General features: G+C 74.2%; 14 protein-coding genes. 9 read left to right on the top strand and 5 right to left on the bottom strand.

From position 1 onward, the window contains the following. Positions 1 to 11: 11 nt before the first annotated feature. From ACQPXD_RS08060 to ACQPXD_RS08070, 3 genes are all read right to left on the bottom strand, one after another. Positions 12 to 4,511, bottom strand: coding sequence for an ATP-dependent helicase (locus ACQPXD_RS08060; RefSeq protein ID WP_432836310.1), 4,500 nt, complete (start codon positions 4,509 to 4,511; stop codon positions 12 to 14). Between the two features lie 153 nt (positions 4,512 to 4,664). Beyond that, positions 4,665 to 5,891: a bifunctional pyridoxamine 5'-phosphate oxidase family protein/GNAT family N-acetyltransferase gene (locus tag ACQPXD_RS08065; RefSeq protein WP_432836312.1), complete on the bottom strand. Its 1,227-nt coding sequence runs from the start codon at positions 5,889 to 5,891 to the stop codon at positions 4,665 to 4,667. Positions 5,892 to 6,257: 366 nt separating this feature from the next. Continuing rightward, positions 6,258 to 6,581: a hypothetical protein gene (locus ACQPXD_RS08070; protein WP_432836314.1), complete on the bottom strand. Its 324-nt coding sequence runs from the start codon at positions 6,579 to 6,581 to the stop codon at positions 6,258 to 6,260. A gap of 349 nt (positions 6,582 to 6,930) precedes the next feature. Here ACQPXD_RS08070 and ACQPXD_RS08075 point away from each other — a divergent pair, with 349 nt between their 5' ends. From ACQPXD_RS08075 to ACQPXD_RS08085, 3 genes are read left to right on the top strand one after another with little or no spacing between them, the layout of a single operon-like run. Further along, positions 6,931 to 7,668, top strand: a complete 738-nt coding sequence (locus tag ACQPXD_RS08075; RefSeq protein WP_432836316.1) for a hypothetical protein — start codon at positions 6,931 to 6,933, stop codon at positions 7,666 to 7,668. Positions 7,669 to 7,723: 55 nt separating this feature from the next. After that, a complete protein-coding gene (locus ACQPXD_RS08080; RefSeq protein WP_432836318.1) occupies positions 7,724 to 8,461 on the top strand; it encodes a hypothetical protein in 738 nt (245 codons plus the stop codon). 16 nt (positions 8,462 to 8,477) lie between these two features. Next, positions 8,478 to 9,620, top strand: a complete 1,143-nt coding sequence (locus tag ACQPXD_RS08085) for an acyl-CoA dehydrogenase family protein (protein WP_432836320.1) — start codon at positions 8,478 to 8,480, stop codon at positions 9,618 to 9,620. On the opposite strand, the gene dhaL is transcribed toward ACQPXD_RS08085, so the two are convergent. After that, positions 9,595 to 10,212: a dihydroxyacetone kinase subunit DhaL gene (gene dhaL / locus ACQPXD_RS08090; protein ID WP_432843715.1), complete on the bottom strand. Its 618-nt coding sequence runs from the start codon at positions 10,210 to 10,212 to the stop codon at positions 9,595 to 9,597. The two genes, ACQPXD_RS08085 and dhaL, sit on opposite strands and share 26 nt — an antisense overlap. A gap of 2 nt (positions 10,213 to 10,214) precedes the next feature. Continuing rightward, on the bottom strand, positions 10,215 to 11,213 hold the full coding sequence (gene dhaK, locus ACQPXD_RS08095) for a dihydroxyacetone kinase subunit DhaK (RefSeq protein WP_432836322.1): 999 nt from the start codon (positions 11,211 to 11,213) through the stop codon (positions 10,215 to 10,217). Positions 11,214 to 11,257: 44 nt separating this feature from the next. Here dhaK and dhaM point away from each other — a divergent pair, with 44 nt between their 5' ends. The 6 genes from dhaM (at position 11,258) to recX (ending at position 16,118) form a co-directional block, all read left to right on the top strand. Further along, a complete protein-coding gene (gene dhaM, locus ACQPXD_RS08100; protein ID WP_432836324.1) occupies positions 11,258 to 11,650 on the top strand; it encodes a dihydroxyacetone kinase phosphoryl donor subunit DhaM in 393 nt (130 codons plus the stop codon). Next, on the top strand, positions 11,634 to 11,894 hold the full coding sequence (locus tag ACQPXD_RS08105) for an HPr family phosphocarrier protein (protein WP_432836326.1): 261 nt from the start codon (positions 11,634 to 11,636) through the stop codon (positions 11,892 to 11,894). Before dhaM ends, ACQPXD_RS08105 begins: the two co-directional genes overlap by 17 nt. Then, positions 11,891 to 13,123 (top strand): MFS transporter, encoded by a 1,233-nt coding sequence (locus ACQPXD_RS08110; protein WP_432836328.1) that lies wholly within the window; start codon positions 11,891 to 11,893, stop codon positions 13,121 to 13,123. Before ACQPXD_RS08105 ends, ACQPXD_RS08110 begins: the two co-directional genes overlap by 4 nt. Positions 13,124 to 13,132: 9 nt before the next feature. Next, on the top strand, positions 13,133 to 13,333 hold the full coding sequence (locus ACQPXD_RS08115; RefSeq protein WP_432836330.1) for a DUF3046 domain-containing protein: 201 nt from the start codon (positions 13,133 to 13,135) through the stop codon (positions 13,331 to 13,333). Positions 13,334 to 13,489: 156 nt separating this feature from the next. Next, positions 13,490 to 14,539, top strand: a complete 1,050-nt coding sequence (gene recA / locus ACQPXD_RS08120) for a recombinase RecA (protein WP_432836332.1) — start codon at positions 13,490 to 13,492, stop codon at positions 14,537 to 14,539. A gap of 946 nt (positions 14,540 to 15,485) precedes the next feature. After that, positions 15,486 to 16,118 carry a recombination regulator RecX gene (gene recX, locus ACQPXD_RS08125; protein ID WP_432843717.1) on the top strand — a complete coding sequence of 211 codons (633 nt, stop codon included), beginning with the start codon at positions 15,486 to 15,488 and terminating at the stop codon, positions 16,116 to 16,118. Positions 16,119 to 16,803: the final 685 nt, after the last annotated feature.

Here is a 16,803-nt window from a genome sequence, read left to right on the forward strand (position 1 = left end):
CGCTCCGAGCATCACCCCCGCAACCGCAAACCCCGAGGCGTGCTGCGGAACCCCGCCCCCGCCAGCGCGTCCCGCAGCGGCGAGTGCAGGATCGACTCCCCGTCCGCCCGCTCCACCGACAACGCGCCCAAGGCCCCGCCGTGCACCGCGTCCGCGAGCGCCTTCGCCGCCAGCGCCAGCAACTCCGGATCGTCCGCGTAGGACAGCAAGGTGCGCCCACCGCGCTCGACGTAGAGCACCAGGTCGCCGCCGACGGTGACGACCAGCGCCCCGGCCTTGCGCCCGGCGCGGTGCCCGGCCCGCTCCCCGTCGCCGGCGTCGACGACCCGCTCCGGCCACGGCAGGGCCGCGCCGTAAGGGCTCGCGGGATCCGTGGCGGCCAGCACCAGCGCGTCGCGGTGCTCGGTGCCGCCCCGCAGCCGGTCGACCGCGCCCGGCAGCGCGAACTGGGCCGCGCCCAGGCCCTCCACGAAGTATCCGCGGCGGGCCGCGCCGCGCTCCTCCATGGCGGCCAGGACCGGGTAGACACCGGCGAACGCGCCCGGCAGGTCCTCGGCCATGACCGCGCCGCGGGTGACCACGCCGTGCCGGTCGAGCAGCAGCTCGGCGTTGGCGGTGGCGCGCCGGGTCGGGTCGAGGTCGCGGCCGGGCAGCAGATACCACCGGCCGGCCGCCTGTGGCGGGCCGGTGCGCGCGACGGCCAGCGAGGCCCGGTTGAGCGACAGGCCGCCGGGGCGCCGGTATCGCGAGCGGGGCGCCGACGGCCGTGATCGGTGCGCCCCGCCCCCGCCGAGCTTGGCGCGCAGCGGGGCGACGGTGTCGTTGGAGATCCGGCCCGCCCAGACCAGATCCCACAGCGCGGCGATGAGCTCCTCGTCGGGGGCGTGGATGTGCTCGGCGAGGTTGCGGAAGAACAGCGCCTGCCCGCCCTCCAGCGCGCCCAGGACGGCGTCGTGCAGCGGCCCGCCGACGTCGGACGGCGGGGGCAGCAGCAGCGGCGCGGCGTCGGCGAAGGCCAGGCTGACCCAGCCGTCGTGCTCGCCGATGGCGCCGCCGCCCGCCCACAGCAGGTCGCCGGAGGCGGTCAGCTCGTCCAGATACGCCGCGCTGTAGTCCGCGACCCGGGCCGGCAGGATGAGCCGCTCCAGCGCCGAGGCCGGCATCGCGATCCCCTGCAACTGCTCGATCGCGGACGCGACCGCCTCGACGCCGCGGGCCCGCGACGAGCCGATGTGGTGCCACTGCGGCAGGAACCGGGCCAGCGCGCGGGGCGGCACGGGCTCGATCTCGCGGCGCAGGGCGGCCAGCGACCGGCGGCGCAGCAGGCGCAGGATCTCCGCGTCGCACCACTCGGTGCCGGCACCGCCCGGGGAGAACTCGCCGGAGACGACCGACGGCAGCCGGCGCAGCGCCTGCTCGACGACGAACACCCCGAGCCCGAACCGGGCCGCGCCGGCCGCGGCGGTGAACGGCCCGCGGGTGCGCGCATAGCGGCCGACCAGGTCGCCGAGCGGGTCGGCGACCGGCTCGAGATAGGCGGTGGGCAGCCCGACCGGCAGCGCCACGCCGAGCGCGTCGCGGTAGCGCCCGGCATCCTCGACCGACACCCAGCGCGGCTCGCCGGCGACGCGGACCTGGATCGCCCGGCGCTGGGCGGCGAGCTCGGCGGCCCACGCCGGGTCGGCGCCGCGGGCGGCGAGCTCGGCGTCGGACAGGTCGCCGAGCACCCGCAGCATCTCGGCCACGTCCTCGGCGTCGCGCGGCGTGCGCTGCGCGCCGAGCCACTGCAGGGACAGCTGGGTCTCGGCCACGACCGCGGGGTCGAGCAGCTCGCGCAGCTCCACCCGGCCGAGCAGCTCGGCCAGCAGGGTCGGGTCGAGCGCGAGCGCGGCGGCCCGCCGCTCCGCCAGCGGCGCGTCGCCCTCGTAGAGGAACGCCCCGACGTAGCCGAACAGCAGCGACCGGGCGAACGGCGACGGCCGCTGCGTCTCCACCTCGACGAGGCGCAGCTTGCGCCCGGCGATGTCGCGCATGACCCCGACGAGGCCGGCGACGTCGAACACGTCCTGCAGGCACTCCCGGGCCGCCTCGAGCGTGATCGGGAAGTCGGCGTAGTCGCGGGCCACGTCGAGCAACTGCGCGGAGCGCTGCCGCTGCTGCCATAACGGCTGCCGCCGGCGCGGGTCGCGGCGCGGCAGCAGCAGCGCCCGGGCCGCGCACTCGCGGAACCGGGCGGCGAACATCGCCGAGGTGCCGACCGTCTCCTCCACGATCCCGGCGATCTCGTCGGGGTCGAACGCGACCAGGTCGGCGCCGGGCGGCTCGTCGGCGACGTCGGGCAGCCGGACCACGATGCCGTCGTCGCTGGGCATGACCTGGGCGTCGAGGCCATACCGCTCGCTCAGCCGGCGCCCGATCGCCAGGGCCCACGGCGCGTTGACCCGCGCGCCGAGGACGCAGTGCACGGTCATCCGCCAGTCGCCGAGCTCGTCGCGGAACCGCTCCACCAGCACCGTGCGGTCGTCGGGCAGGTGCCGGGTCGCCTCGCGCTGCTCGCGCAGATAGGCCAGCAGGTTGTCGGCGGCCCAGTCGTCGAGCCCGCCGGTGCGCAGGTGGGCCCGGGCCGCCTCGTCGCCGGACTTGACGAACCCGCGCAGCCGCGCGCCGATCGCCCGGCCCAGCTCGATCGGCCGGCCCGGCGAGTCGCCCTTCCAGAACGGCATCTTGGCGGCTGCGCCGGGCGCGGGGGAGACCAGCACCCGGTCGGGCGTGATGTCCTCGATCCGCCACGACGTCGAGCCGAGCAGGAACACGTCGCCGACCCGCGACTCGTAGACCATCTCCTCGTCGAGCTCGCCGACCCGCGCCGCCTTCTCCGCGCCGGCCAGGAACACCCCGAACAGTCCCCGGTCGGGGATCGTGCCGCCGCTGGTGACGGCGAGCCGCTGCGCTCCCGGCCGGGCGGTCAGCACGCCCTCCGAGCGGTCCCACACCACGCGCGGGCGCAGCTCGGCGAACGCGGTCGACGGATAGCGCCCGGCCAGCATGTCGAGCACCGCGAACAGCGCCGAGTCGGGCAGGTCGGCGAAGGCCGCGGCGCGGCGCACCAGCGCGGCCAGGCCGGCCACCGGCCAGGGCTCCATCGCCACCATCGCCACGACGTGCTGGGCCAGCACGTCGAGCGGGTTGCGCGGATAGCGCAGCTCCTCGATGCCGCCCTCCACCATCCGCTCGGCGACCACCGCGCAGGAGACCAGGTCGCCGCGGTGCTTGGGGAAGACCACGCCGCGGGAGACCGCGCCGACCTGGTGCCCGGCCCGGCCGACCCGCTGCAGCCCGGCCGCGACGCTCGGCGGCGCCTCGATCTGCACCACCAGGTCGACCGAGCCCATGTCGATGCCCAGCTCCAGGCTGGAGGTGGCGACCACGGCCGGCAGCTGCCCGGACTTGAGCGCCTCCTCGATCTGCTTGCGCTCCTCCCGCGAGACGCTGCCGTGGTGGGCGCGGGCCACCACCGGCGGTGCCCCGTTGGCCTGCCCGGCCTGGGCCATCATCTCCGCCGGGGTGCGCGGCGACGCCGGCTGCGGTATCCCGGCCCGCGCCCCGGCCAGCTCGTTGATCCGCGCGCAGAGCCGCTCGGCGCCGCGCCGCGAGTTGGTGAACACGATCGTGGACCGGTGACCCTCGATCAGGTCGAGCACCCGCTCCTCGACCGCCGGCCAGATCGAGGCCTGCCGCGGTGCCCCGTCGTCGTCCTCGCCGGGCGCGGTCTCGCCGAGCGCCGTCATGTCCTCGACCGGCACCTGCACCTCGACCTCGATCGTCTTCGCGCTGGGCGGCTGGACGATCTCGACCGGCGCGGCCCCGCCGAGGAACCGCGCGGTCTCGTCGATCGGCCGCACCGTCGCCGACAGCCCCACCCGCTGCGCGGGCCGCTCCAGCAGCGCGTCGAGCCGCTCCAGCGACAGGGCCAGGTGGGCGCCGCGCTTCGTCGCGCAGACCGCGTGCACCTCGTCGACGATGACCGTCTCCACCCCGCGCAGCGCGTCGCGCGCCTGGGAGGTCAGCAGCAGATACAGCGACTCGGGCGTGGTGATCAGGATGTCGGGCGGGGTGCGGCTGAACGCCCGGCGCTCGTCGGCCGGCGTGTCGCCGGTGCGCATGCCGACCCGGATGTCGGGCGGCTCCTGGCCGAGCCGGGCGGCGGCCTGCCGGATGCCGGCGAGCGGGGCCCGCAGATTGCGCTCCACGTCGACGGCCAGTGCCTTGAGCGGGCTGACATAGAGCACCCGGCAGCGCCGGGCCGGCTCGGCCGGCGGCCGGGCGGCCAGCTGGTCGAGCGACCACAGGAACGCGGCCAGGGTCTTGCCGGAGCCGGTCGGCGCCACCACCAGCGCGTGCCGGCCGGCGCTGATCGCCTGCCACGCGCCCGCCTGCGCCGCGGTCGGCGCCGCGAACGCCGCGCGGAACCACTCGCGCGTCGCCGCCCCGAAGCCCTCCAGCTCTGCCATGCCCCCATCCTGCCGCGGGGGTACGACATTTTTTGAAGCCCAGTGGCGATTTGCCGGAATTGAACCGGTTAGCTACTGTGTCCCCACCCAACTTGCCTGGCCGGGCAGCGAAGGGGTCCCCTGCCGCGGCAGGGGACCCCCAGTGCGCCTCGGTCACGCCGAGCGCGCCGCCAGCGCTCCTGTCAGCCGCTCCCGCGCGGCGGGCCATTCGCCGGCGATCATGGAATACAGCACGGTGTCACGCTGACTGCCGTCGGGACGGCGCCGGTGGGCCCGCAGCACCCCCTCCCGCTGCACGCCGAGCCGCTCGATCGCCGCCTGCGAGCGCGCGTTGCGGATGTCGGTGTGCCACTCCACGCGCAGCGCGCCGAGCGTGTCGAACGCGTGCGCCATGAGCAGCAGCTTCGACTCGGTGTTGACCCCGGTACGCCACCAGGGACGGCCGAGCATCGTGTGTCCGATCGCGATCGAGCGGCTGTGCGCGTTGGCGCTGTAGTAGGACGTGCTGCCGATCACGCGCCCGGTCGCGGCCTCGAGCTGCACGAACGGCACCCGGTCGGGATCGGCCAGGGCCGCCGCCACCAGCTGCGCCATCTCGGCCACGGACGCGGGCCGGGCGCTGGTCAGGTGCGTCCACACCGCCTCGTCGTCGAGCGCCGCGAAGAGCGCGGGAGCGTGCGGGTGATCCAGCGGTTCGAGCACCACGTGCCGGCCCGCCAGCCGCGCCGGACGATGCCAGGAGTCCTGCTGCGCCCGCAGATAATCCGGCAGCGGTACTCCGAGTGCGTCCGCCGGTTCCGGTTGCCCCCGGGTGAGCTTGAGCGGTACCACTCCGGCCCAATGGGGCAGATCGAGGTCTTCGGGGTCGTCGTTGACGCCGCCCGTGCGCACCTTGGCGGAGACCTCTGCCAGCGGCAGCGCCAGCACGGCCGTCTGCGCCGACTCCTTGCGGTCCGGCGGCCGGCTGTCGGCGGCCCGCCCGGGCGCGACCTTGTCGACCAGCGCCGTGAACGCGCGCGCCCGCTCCGCCTCGTCGGCGACCAGCCGCGCCGTGCCGTGCACGACCACGGAGCGGTAGTTGACGCTGTGGTGGAACTGCGATCGGGCCAGCACCAGCCCGTCGATGAGCGTCACCGTGACGCAGACCGGCAGGCCGCCGTCGCGGGCCGCGAGCAGCGCCCGGCTGCCGGTCGATCCGTGCAGGTAGAGCGTGTCGCCGACGCGGGCGTGCAGGGTCGGCAGCACGCGCGGCTCGCCGTCGGCGACGTAGCCGAGGTGGCACACGTACGCCTCGTCGAGCACGGCATGCACGAGCGCGACGTCGTAGGTCGCCCGCTCGGGCAGGCGCCTGGGAGTGGTCCGGGCCGTCTGCTGGAACATGCTGGCCTCTTTTGTACTAGTACGAAACTCGGACTGTGCCGGCACAATAGCAGTCCGCCCCTGACCAGCGACAACCAAAAATGTCAGACCCTCCCGCTACTGTCCCCAGGCATCGGGCACCGCCCGCAATACGGGGGCGGGCGGTGCCTCACCCAGGGGAGGAACGACCGTGAAGACCATCCTCGGCAGCTCCATCCGGCCGACCCTGATCGGCCACGCCGGCGACGTATGCGGCCCTCGGTGCCCCGGTCGCGCCCCGGCTCCGGCCGCGTCCGCGGCGGCCTATGAGCTGTTGAAGGGTTCATAGGCGGCGACCGCCGCGGGGCCCGGCCACACGCCGGTCTGGCCCGGGGCCGCGCCGCACGCTCATTCAAGGAGGAAGAGCTTGCGCCACGACTGCCCCCCGCCGCCCGCACCTGCCGCCGCGTCGCCCGCGCCCGCGTCATCCGCGCCCGGGGCCGCCGTCACGTCGCCCGCATCTGCGTCCGCGTCGTCCAGGCCCGCGCCGGGGGCTGCGTCCGCGTCATCCGCGCTTGGCGTCGCCGCCGCGTCGTCCGCGCCCGGGGTCGCGTCGTCCGCGTCCGGGGTCGCGTCGTCCGCGTCCGGGGTCGCGTTGTCGGTCGGATTTGGTGGCGCGTCGGCTTCGGCCGTGTCGCCGGGCGTCGCGTCGTTCGCGTCCGGGCCGCTCATCGGGCCGCAGAGTCCGGGGAGTGTGGCGGCGTCGCCCGCGCCCGGCGGCGTGCTGCCCGCGTCCGGGCCGGCGTTGGTTGGTGCGGGCGGGCGCGGTGGCGTGGGTTCGGCGGGGGTGCAGGGTGCGCTGATGGCTCGGGCAGGCGACGACGTTGCCGGGGCCGTGGCGGTCGCGGTGGGCGAACCGGGGGCGCTGCGCGAACCGGGCGCGGTTGGCGGGTTCGGGGCGGCTGGTGGGTCGGGGGCGTCGGCTGGGTGTGGGAGGGCGGCGGTTGTGGGGGAGTTCTCCGCGCCAGTGGCTGGGCGGCCGGGGTCGAGGTGGCGCGGGCTTGTGGGCGTCGTGGTTGCGGTGCTCGCGGTGCTGGTGGCCGGTGGGTGTGGCGGCGGGGGCGAGCGGGGCGGGGCCACGTCCGCGGCCGCGTCGCCGGAGGGGCGGGGGCGGCAGGTGCTGGTGGCGGCCGTCAAAGGGCTTGAGGAGGGCGGGTATTCGTACACGATGACGATCGACCAGGGGACCGTGACGGGGGCGGTCGATCCCTCGGGGAAGCGGCGGGCGCGGCTGGAGTCCGTGGCGTCGGGGGTGCGGTTCTCGCTGGAGGGGATCGTGCTGGGCGGGGGTGAGCGGTACTTCCGCACCAGCATTCCGGCGAAGGGGGTCAGCTCCGCCAAGTGGTACCGGTTCGATCGGACCAAGGTGGCCAAGCTCGGGATCATCGGGCTGTTCGAGACCGACGATCCGACGAGCAGTCAGCAGCTGGCCGACCGGGTCAGTGGGGCGCGGGTCGACGGGCAAGGGCGGATCGTGGGCGAGTACGACCTCACGCGCGGCGGGGATCTCGGGGTGGCGGACGGGGAAGGGCTGGCGGTGCTCGGGGAGCGGGCGAAGGGGGTGCCGTTCGTGGCGACCGTGGATGGGCAGGGGCGGCTCGGGTCGGTGCGGATCACGGTGCCGGCCTACGGGCGGCATGCGGCGCGGACGATTGCCGTGGACTACCGCGACCAGGGGCGGCCCGTGGCGATCGTCGCGCCCAAGGCCGGCGAAGTGTTGCCGGCGACGGCGGCTGTGTACAGCCTGTTGAACAACTGAACTTTGGCTTTGCCCGGTCGGCTCGGTCGTTCGCGCCGGGTACGCTCCCGCAGCTATGAGGTGGAGCGCCGTCGTGGGCGTGGTGCTGGTGGCAGCGGGGATGGCCGGGTGCACCGGCGGCGGGCCCGGTGGCGGGGGCGCCGCGCCGCGGGTCAGTGTGCGGGCGTCGCCGAGCGGGCTGGCGGCCGGGGCCGGCGGGCTCGCGCTGAGCAGCTACCGGTTCCGGGTGACCGCGAACGAAGGGAGCTACGCCGGCGCCATCGACCCGATCGCCGACGTGCTGGACGCCTCGGTGAGCGTGAGCTCGGGCGGGAACTCGCTGAAGATCGATACCGTGTCGGTGCGCGGGGCCGTGTACACGCGGCTGACCGGGCTGCCGTTGCCCGGGTTCGACGGCGGGACCTGGTATCGGGTCGATCCGGCGCGGGTGACCCGGCCGGGGGCGCTCGGGCTGAGCGCGATCAAGGACCCGACCGGCGTGCAGGCGCTGGTGGCGGCGACGCACGACGTGACGCGGGGCGGCCGGAAGTACACCGGCACCGTCGACATGACGCGGGTCGCCGCGTGGGGGCCGGTCAACGTCGGCCAGGTGCTGCAGCTCGGCGACGCGGCGCGGGCGGTGCCGTTCGAGGCGGCCGTCGACGACCGGGACCGCCTGACCGCCCTGACGGTGAACATCCCGGGGGACACCGTCGCGGCCACGTACTCGGACTTCGGGGGGCCGGTCACCGTGGAGGAGCCCAAGGGCGCCGAGCCGCTGCCCGACCACCTCTACGGAATGCTGGGGCTTTAGGCGCACACTGGCCCGTATGGAGCAGCACCTGTACGAGGCCGAGCACCGCGCGTTTCGAGACCTCTGCCGCGAGTTCCTGGCCCGGGAGGCCGTGCCGCACAACGACGAGTGGGAGCAGGCCGGGATCGTCGACCGGGAGGTCTGGCGCAAGGCCGGCGCCGCCGGGCTGCTCGGCATGGACGTGCCCGAGGAGTACGGCGGGGGCGGGCAGAAAGACTTCCGGTTCAACGCCGTGCTGGTCGAGGAGATCATGGCCGCGGGCGCGTTCGGGCTCGGGTTCGGCCTGCACAACGACGTCGTCGCGCCGTACCTCACCGAACTGACGACGCATGACCAGCGCAAACGATGGTTGCCCGGGTTCTGCTCCGGCGACATCGTGACCGCCATCGCCATGAGCGAGCCGGGGGCCGGCAGCGACCTGGCCGGCATCCGGACGACCGCCGTGCGCGACGGCGACGCCTGGGTGCTCAACGGGCAGAAGACGTTCATCACCAACGGCGAGATGGCCGGCCTGGTGGTCGTCGTGGCCAAGACCGACCAGGCGAAGGGCGCGCACGGCATCAGCCTGTTCGCGGTGGAGACGGGCACGCCCGGCTTCAGCCGCGGGCGGCGGCTGGAGAAGGTCGGGCTCAAGGCCAACGACACCGCCGAGCTGTTCTTCGACGACTGCCGCATTCCGGCCGACCACCTGATCGGCCAGGAGAACGCCGGTTTCTACCACCTGATGGCCAACCTGCCGCGGGAGCGGCTCGGCATCGCCGTCGCGGCCGTCGCGGCGGCCGAGCACATTCTCAAGATCACGCTGGAGTACGCCACGACGCGGGAGGCCTTCGGCCGGCCCATCGGCACGTTCCAGCACAACCGGTTCCTGCTCGCCGAGCTCGACACCGAGGTCACGATCGCGCGCACGTTCCTCAACCACTGCATCCTGGAGCACAACGCGGGGCGGCTGAGCGTCGCCGACGCGGCCAAGGCGAAGTGGTGGACGACCGAGCTGCAGAACCGGGTCGCCGACCGGTGCGTGCAGCTGCACGGCGGCTACGGCTTCATGCTGGAGTACCCGGTCGCCAAGGCGTGGCTCAACAGCCGGGTCCAGACCATCTACGGCGGCACCACCGAGATCATGAAGGAGATCATCGGGCGGAGCCTCGGGCTGTGACGTCGGCGAGCGCGGCCAGGATCAGCGCCGTGGACGTCGCGCCCGGGTCGGGGTGGCCGATGCTGCGCTCGCCCAGGTAGGAGGCGCGGCCCTTGCGCGCCTGCAGGGGCACGGTGGCCAGGACGCCCTCGGCCGCCGCGTCCGCCGCGGCCCGGGCGGCGGCCGCCTCGCCCGCGCCGGCCGCGGCGGCGTAGGCGGCCACCGCCGGGGACAGCGCGTCGACCATGGTCTTGTCGCCCACGACGGCCTTGCCCAGCTTCTGTACCCCGTCCAGCGCCGCCCGCAGGCCGTCGGCGAGCGAGCCGCCGTCGCGCAGGGTCTTGCCCAGGGCGCGGAAGACCGTGCCGTACAACGGCCCGGACGCGCCGCCGACCTTCGACAGCAGCGTCGTGCCGGTCTTGCCCAGCACGTCGCCGGCGGTGGTGGACGGCAGCGGGCCGAGCGCGGCGACCGCGGCGTCGAAGCCGCGGCGCAGGTTGACGCCGTGGTCGCCGTCGCCGATCGCCGCGTCGAGGTCGGTGAGCCGGTCCGCCTCCGCGCGCACGACCTCGGCGGCGGCGGCGATCCAGGCCCGGGCCAGCGCCTCGTCCATGCTCACGCCCCCCAGCGCAGCGCCGGGGTGCGGACGGGTGCGTCCCACAGCCGCAGCAGCTCGTCGTCGGCCCGGCATACGGTGAGCGACAGGCCGGCCATGTCGAGGCTGGTCACGTAGTTGCCGACCAGCGAACGCGCGATCCGCGCCCCGGCGTCGTCCAGCCGGCGCGAAATCTCGCCGAACATGAGGTACAACTCCATCAAAGGCGTGCCGCCGAGGCCGTTGACCAGGACGATCAGCGGCTCGCCGGCAGCCACCGGCTTGGCGCCCAGCACCGCGTCGACGACGAGCGCGGCGACCTCGCGCGCCGGGCGCATGTGCTGCCGGCTGCGGCCGGGCTCGCCGTGGATGCCGACCCCGACCTCCATCTCGTCGTCGGCGAGGTCGAAGCCGGGCTTGCCGGCGGCGGGCGTGGTGCCCGCGGTGAGCGCGACCGCGAACGACGCCGAGCGCTCGTTGACGGTGCGGCCGATCTCGGCCACGGCCCGCAGCGAGCCGCCCTCCTCGGCCAGCGCGCCGGCGATCTTCTCGACCAGGAGCGTGGCGCCGGTACCGCGGCGCCCGGCGGTCCAGGTGGAGTCCTCCACGGCCACGTCGTCGTCGACGAGCACCGTCTCGACCTGGATCCGCTCCTCGTCGGCCAGCTCGGCGGCCATCTCGAAGTTCATCACGTCGCCGGTGTAGTTCTTCACGATGTGCACCACGCCGGCGCCCGCGTGGACCGCCAGGGTGGCGGCCAGGATCTGGTCCGGCACGGGTGAGGTGAACACCTCGCCGGGGCAGGCGGCGTCGAGCATCCCCGGCCCGACGAACCCGGCGTGCAGCGGCTCGTGCCCGGAGCCGCCGCCCGAGACCAGCGCGACCTTGCCCGGGCGGGGCGCGCCGGCCCGCGCCACGAACCCCGCCTCGACGTCCACCCGCAGCTCCGGGTGCGCGGCGGCGAGCCCGGCGAGCGCCTCCCGGACCACGTCGGCCGGGTCGTTGATGAACTTCTTCATGCCTGCCATTTTGGCGGTACGGCGGGCACATAGCATTGCCTGACATGGGGCAACTCGTTGGGATCGTGCTGGTCTCCCACAGCGAACGGCTGGCGCACGGGCTGCGCGACATGCTCGTCCAGGTCGCGGGCGAGGAGGTGCCGATCGAGGCCGCGGGCGGCACCGACGACGGCGGGCTGGGCACCAGCTACGACCGCATCCTGGTGGCCATCGACCGGGCCGACCGGGGCGCCGGGGTCCTCGTGCTCACCGACCTGGGCAGTGCCGTCCTCACCGCCCGCACGGTGCTGGAGGACCGGGTCGCCAACGACGCCGTGCTCGTCGACGCGCCGTTCGTCGAGGGCGCGGTCGCGGCGGCCGTGCTGGCCGGGACCGGGGCCGGCCTCGAGGAGGTCACGCAGGCGGCGGTGGAGGCCCGCGATGTCCGTAAGCTCTGAGCGGTCCGTGGTGCTGCCCGGGGATCTGCACGCCCGGCCCGCCGGGGCGCTGGTCCGGGTGGTGGCGGGCTTCCGCAGTACCGTCGAAGTGATCTTCGGCGAGAAGCGGGCCAATGCCCGCAGCGTGCTCGCGATCATGGGGCTGAACGCGACCGCGGGCTCCACGGTCCTCGTGCGGGCCGCCGGCGACGACGCGGCCGAGGCGGCCACGGCGGTTGTGCTGCTACTGTCCTCGACCGGATGACCCTCGTCGAACCGGCCGTCGGTGTCGCCGCCCTGCAGCGACGCACCCTCGGGCTGCTCGTCGGCACGCAGATCGTGGGCGGGCTCGGCGTGGCCAGCGGCGTCTCCGTCGGCGCCCTGCTCGCCGCGTCGCTGGCCGGGCCGTGGGCGGCGGGGCTGACCGGCAGCTGCTCGGTGATCGGCGCGGCGCTGATCGCGATCCCGGCGACCCGGCTGATGCGCTCCGGCGGGCGGCGGCCCGGGCTGGTGTTCGCCTACGTCGCGGGCACGCTCGGGGCGCTGCTGGTCGGGCTCGCGGTGTACCTCGCCAGCGTGCCCTTGCTGTTCCTGGGCTCCCTGCTGTTCGGCGGGGCGAGCGCGGCCAACCTGCAGGCGCGGTACTCGGCCGTGGACCTCGCCGCGCCCGACCGGCGGGCCCGCCACCTGTCGATCGTGGTGTGGGTGAGCACCGTCGGCGCGGTCGCCGGGCCCAACCTCGCCCCGCTCACGGATCGGCTGCTCGGGCGGTGGGGTGTGCCCGAATACGGCGGGCCGTACCTGTTCAGCGCGGTCGCCTTCGGCCTGACCGGGTTCGTGATCTTCCTGGCGCTGCGCCCCGATCCGCTGCTGACCGCGCGCGCCCTCGCCGGCGGGCCGGTCCCCGCCGGGCGGGGCGTCTGGCGGGAGGCGGCCCGGACCGTGCGGGACAGCGCCGGCGCGCGGACGGGTGTCGCCGCCGTCGCCGTCGGTCACGTGGTGATGGTCGGAGTGATGTCGATGACCCCGGTCCACATCGGTGGGTACATCCACGATCACGGCGACCTGCTGCGCCTCGTCGGCCTGGTGATCAGCATCCACATCACCGGCATGTACGCCCTGTCACCGCTGGCCGGCTGGCTCGCCGATCGCTTCGGCCGCCGCCCGGTGATCCTCGGCGGCGTGGGGCTGCTGGTGCTCGCCTGCGCGCTCAGCGGCGCCGCCGGGGACCGGACGTGGCTGCTCTCGATCGGCATGTTCCTGCTGGGGCTGGGCTGGAGCGCGACGATGGTCGCCGGTTCGACCCTGCTTTCCGAGTCGGTACCGGTGGAGCGGCGCGCCGGCGTCCAAGGACTCTCCGACGTCGTCATGGGCGTGGCCGGCGCCTCGGCGGGCGCCCTGTCGGGGCTCGTCGTCGACCTTTTCGGGTACCCCGTGCTGACCATCCTCGCCGGGGTGGCGGTGGTACCGCTGCTCGCCCGGGTCCTCCGTTAGCGTGGTCGTGTGCGTCTGACGGATTTCTGGCAGCGGCTGGAGCAGGTGTTCGGGGTGGGATATGCGCACAGCATCGCCCACGATCAGGTGTTTTCGCAGCTCGGCGGCCGCACCATCGAGGAGGCGCTGGCGGGCGGCGTCGAGACGGCGGACGTGTGGCGCGCCGTAGTCGCCACTTACCCGGAGCGTGTTCCTGCCCGCCTACGATGAGGTTTTTCGGCGTGTCGCCGTGCGAATCGTACAGATGTACGGGTAACCTTCTCGCTCGTTGGGCGCCCGCGGCAGATTTTTGTCATACCCGGCGCTTAGCGTGTCAGCGTGACCAAACGAACGCCGACGAAGACCGCGAACGCAGGGGTGACGAACATGGCAGTGCAACCTGACCGGGAGAAGGCGCTGGGGCTCGCCCTCTCACAGATCGACAAGCAGTTCGGCAAGGGCTCCGTGATGCGGCTCGGCGAGCGGGTCCAGCAGCCCCAGGCGGTGATCCCGACCGGCTCCATCGCCCTCGACGTGGCGCTGGGCATCGGCGGCCTGCCGCGCGGCCGGGTGATCGAGGTCTTCGGCCCGGAGTCCAGCGGTAAGACCACCGTCGCCCTGCACGCGATCGCCAACGCGCAGGCCGCCGGCGGCATCGCGGCGTTCATCGACGCCGAGCACGCGCTCGACCCCGACTACGCCAAGGCACTGGGCGTCGACACCGACGCGCTGCTGGTCTCCCAGCCCGACACCGGCGAGCAGGCGCTCGAGATCGTCGACATGCTGGTGCGCTCCGGCGCCCTCGACATCATCGTCATCGACTCCGTCGCCGCCCTCGTGCCGCGCGCCGAGATCGAGGGCGAGATGGGCGACAGCCACGTCGGCCTCCAGGCCCGCCTCATGAGCCAGGCGCTGCGCAAGATCACCGGTGCCCTCAACAACTCCGGCACCACGGCGATCTTCATCAACCAGCTGCGCGAGAAGATCGGCGTGATGTTCGGCAGCCCCGAGACCACGACCGGTGGCCGCGCCCTGAAGTTCTACGCCTCGGTCCGCCTCGACGTGCGCCGCATCGAGAGCCTCAAGGACGGCACCGACGTGGTCGGCAACCGCACCCGCGTCAAGGTCGTCAAGAACAAGGTCGCCTCGCCGTTCAAGCAGGCCGAGTTCGACATCATGTATGGCAAGGGCATCTCGCGCGAGGGCTCCCTGATCGACGTCGGCGTCGAGCAGACGATCATCCGCAAGTCCGGCGCGTGGTATACGTACGACGGCGACCAGCTCGGCCAGGGCAAGGAGAACTCGCGCAAGTTCCTGCGCGAAAACCCCGACGTCGCCGCCGAGATCGAGAAGAAGATCAAGGAAAAGCTCGGCGTCGGCGTCGGCCAGGCCTCCGACGCGGCCAGCGGCCCCGAGGTCACCCCGGTCGACTTCTGACCACCGCCACCCAACTGCCCGGTGCCGGCCTTCGCGGGCCAAGCCGCCAAGGCCGGCCCCGGGTCCTTGCCCTTGCCCTTGCTCGCTGCTCGCTTGCGGGTTCGCGGCCTTGCGGGTTCGCGGTTCCGCGGGCCTGCGGGTCGTGGCTCCGCGGCTCGGCCGCGGTGCTGGAGGTCGGAGTGGCTCGTGACTGCGGGTTCGTGGGCTTTGTGATTCGTGGGCCTTGGGGTCGGTTTGCTGTGCTTGAGACGGTTTCGCGGCCGGAGGTGTGCTGATGTCCGGCGGGGATGACGCGACCGCTGCCGGTCTGCCCTGGGATTCCTCGGGCGACGAGGAGAATCCGTGGCTGGCCGCGGGCGACCCGGCGCCGGCCGCTCGGCCACACCGTCCTGCGCCGCCCGCGCCGCCACCGTCATTCGAACCGTCCGCGCCGGCGGCGCCGTGGGACGACCCGGGCGGCGAGAACCCTTGGACGACCACCGGTGACGTCGGCGCGTCCGCCCCGCCCCGGCCGGCTTGGCAGCCCGGCCCCGGCAATCCCTGGGCCGCCACCGAGGAGCCGCAGCCCGCGCCGCCACGCTCTCAGCCTGAGCCATCGCGCGGCCGGTCTGTCCCATCCGGCTCGGGGTCCGCGCCGTCTCGCTCGGAGGCTGAGCCGTCGCGCGGCCGGTCTGTGCCACCTCGCTCGGAGGTTGGGTCGTCGCGGGGTGGATTTGCGCCGTTTCGGCCGGACTCTGCGTCGTCGCGTTCGGAGGCTGGGTCGTCGCGGGGCCGGTCTGTGCCGTCTCGGTCGGAGGCTGTCCCGTCTCGTGCGGAGTCCGCGCCGTCGCGTTCGGAGACCGGGTTGTCGCGTGGCGGGTCGGGGCCGTCGCGTTCGCGGGCTGCGTCGTTTCGTTCGGGGCGTGTGCTGCCCGGCTCGGAGCCTTCGGGTGCGCCACTTTCGGACATTTCCGATAGTTCGGAACCGGCCCGAAAGCCGCGGGCGGAGGAGCGGCGCGGTGACGGGGCGCCGGCGAAGCCGGTCGATCCTCGGCAAGCAGCGCGGGACTTCTGCCTGCGGCAGTTGGCGGCGCGCCCCCGGACCCGCGCCGAGCTCGCCACCGCGATGCGCAAGCGCGGGGTGGAGGACGAGATCATCGCGGAGATCCTCGACCGATACGACGAGGTCGGCATCATCGACGACGCGGCGTTCGCCCAGGCGTGGGTCACCAGCCGCCACCACGGCCGCGGCCTGTCCCGCCGCGCGCTCGCCGGCGAGCTCCGGCGCAAGGGCGTCTCGCCCAACGAGGTCGGCGAGGCGCTGGAGCAGGTCGCCCCGGACGTGGAGGAACAGACCGCCCGCGAGCTGGTCGCCCGCCGCCTGCGGACCGAGACCCGGGGAGCACCGGAGGCCGTGTTCCGCCGGCTGGTCGGCATGCTCGGGCGCAAGGGGTACCCGCCCGGCCTGGCCTTCCGCCTGGTGAAGGAGGCGATGGCCGAGCGCGAGGACGCCGCCGAGTTCGCGGACGGCATCGACCCCGACGCCCTCGCCGACGCCGCTTCCGACCCTGACGCCGCCTCCGACCCCTCCACGCAGTAACGCCTCGTCCGCGCTCCGCGCTCCGCGCTCCGCGGTCCGCCGTCCTGCCAATTGATGCCAGGCGGCCGTCGCGGGCTGGGCGTCGGTGGCCACTAGCGGCGACATCACCATGGCCGTTGCCAATGCGCGCGGCGACAGTGCGGCGCGGCGCGGTGCGGCGCGGTGCGGTGCGGCGCGGTGCGGTGCGGCGCGGTGCGGCGCGGCGCGGTGCGGCGCGGTGCGCCCGGACGGCGCGGTGCGCCCGGACGGTGCGGTGCGCCCGGACGGTGCGGTGCGGCGACAGTGCGGCGCGGCGCGCCCGGACGGTGCGGATGTCGCACCGGCCGGGCCGGACGTATGTCTCCGTGATCATGATGTCCGCGGTGGCCGCACACCGGGTTTGCCATGATCCCGGAGCCTTTCGGTACACAGGGGTACATCACCACTCCACGATCATGAAAAACCGGTGTGTCGACGCCGGGTTGTGCATGATCACGGAGACTTCCGGCCGCTGCGTCACAGCCGTGCGGTGCCGGTGCCGGTCCGCCGCCGTGCGCGTCCGTCGTTTGTTGCTCGTCCGGTTGTCGTCCGGATGTCAGCTGTGGGAGCGTGCGTTTGCCTTATGGCGTTCTGCTCGGTGGCGAACGTCGCGATTTTGTGACTGGTCGGCGAGGTCGGGGCCGTGCCGGTTCGTGGTTGGTGGTGA

Origin of the sequence: Dactylosporangium sp. CA-092794, from assembly GCF_050948465.1 — a bacterium.
Classification (GTDB): Bacteria; Actinomycetota; Actinomycetes; order Mycobacteriales; family Micromonosporaceae; genus Dactylosporangium.

What these genes read in the sequence shown, in the direction of transcription:
- dhaL (WP_432843715.1), bottom strand. Translation starts at nt 10,212, where the DNA reads ATGGACGAGGCGCTGGCCCGGGCCTGGATCGCCGCCGCCGCCGAGGTC.
- dhaK (WP_432836322.1), bottom strand. Translation starts at nt 11,213, where the DNA reads ATGAAGAAGTTCATCAACGACCCGGCCGACGTGGTCCGGGAGGCGCTC.
- dhaM (WP_432836324.1), top strand. Translation starts at nt 11,258, where the DNA reads ATGGGGCAACTCGTTGGGATCGTGCTGGTCTCCCACAGCGAACGGCTG.
- ACQPXD_RS08060 (WP_432836310.1), bottom strand. Translation starts at nt 4,511, where the DNA reads ATGGCAGAGCTGGAGGGCTTCGGGGCGGCGACGCGCGAGTGGTTCCGC.
- ACQPXD_RS08080 (WP_432836318.1), top strand. Translation starts at nt 7,724, where the DNA reads ATGAGGTGGAGCGCCGTCGTGGGCGTGGTGCTGGTGGCAGCGGGGATG.
- ACQPXD_RS08065 (WP_432836312.1), bottom strand. Translation starts at nt 5,891, where the DNA reads ATGTTCCAGCAGACGGCCCGGACCACTCCCAGGCGCCTGCCCGAGCGG.
- recA (WP_432836332.1), top strand. Translation starts at nt 13,490, where the DNA reads ATGGCAGTGCAACCTGACCGGGAGAAGGCGCTGGGGCTCGCCCTCTCA.
- ACQPXD_RS08105 (WP_432836326.1), top strand. Translation starts at nt 11,634, where the DNA reads ATGTCCGTAAGCTCTGAGCGGTCCGTGGTGCTGCCCGGGGATCTGCAC.
- ACQPXD_RS08110 (WP_432836328.1), top strand. Translation starts at nt 11,891, where the DNA reads ATGACCCTCGTCGAACCGGCCGTCGGTGTCGCCGCCCTGCAGCGACGC.
- ACQPXD_RS08085 (WP_432836320.1), top strand. Translation starts at nt 8,478, where the DNA reads ATGGAGCAGCACCTGTACGAGGCCGAGCACCGCGCGTTTCGAGACCTC.
- ACQPXD_RS08070 (WP_432836314.1), bottom strand. Translation starts at nt 6,581, where the DNA reads ATGAGCGGCCCGGACGCGAACGACGCGACGCCCGGCGACACGGCCGAA.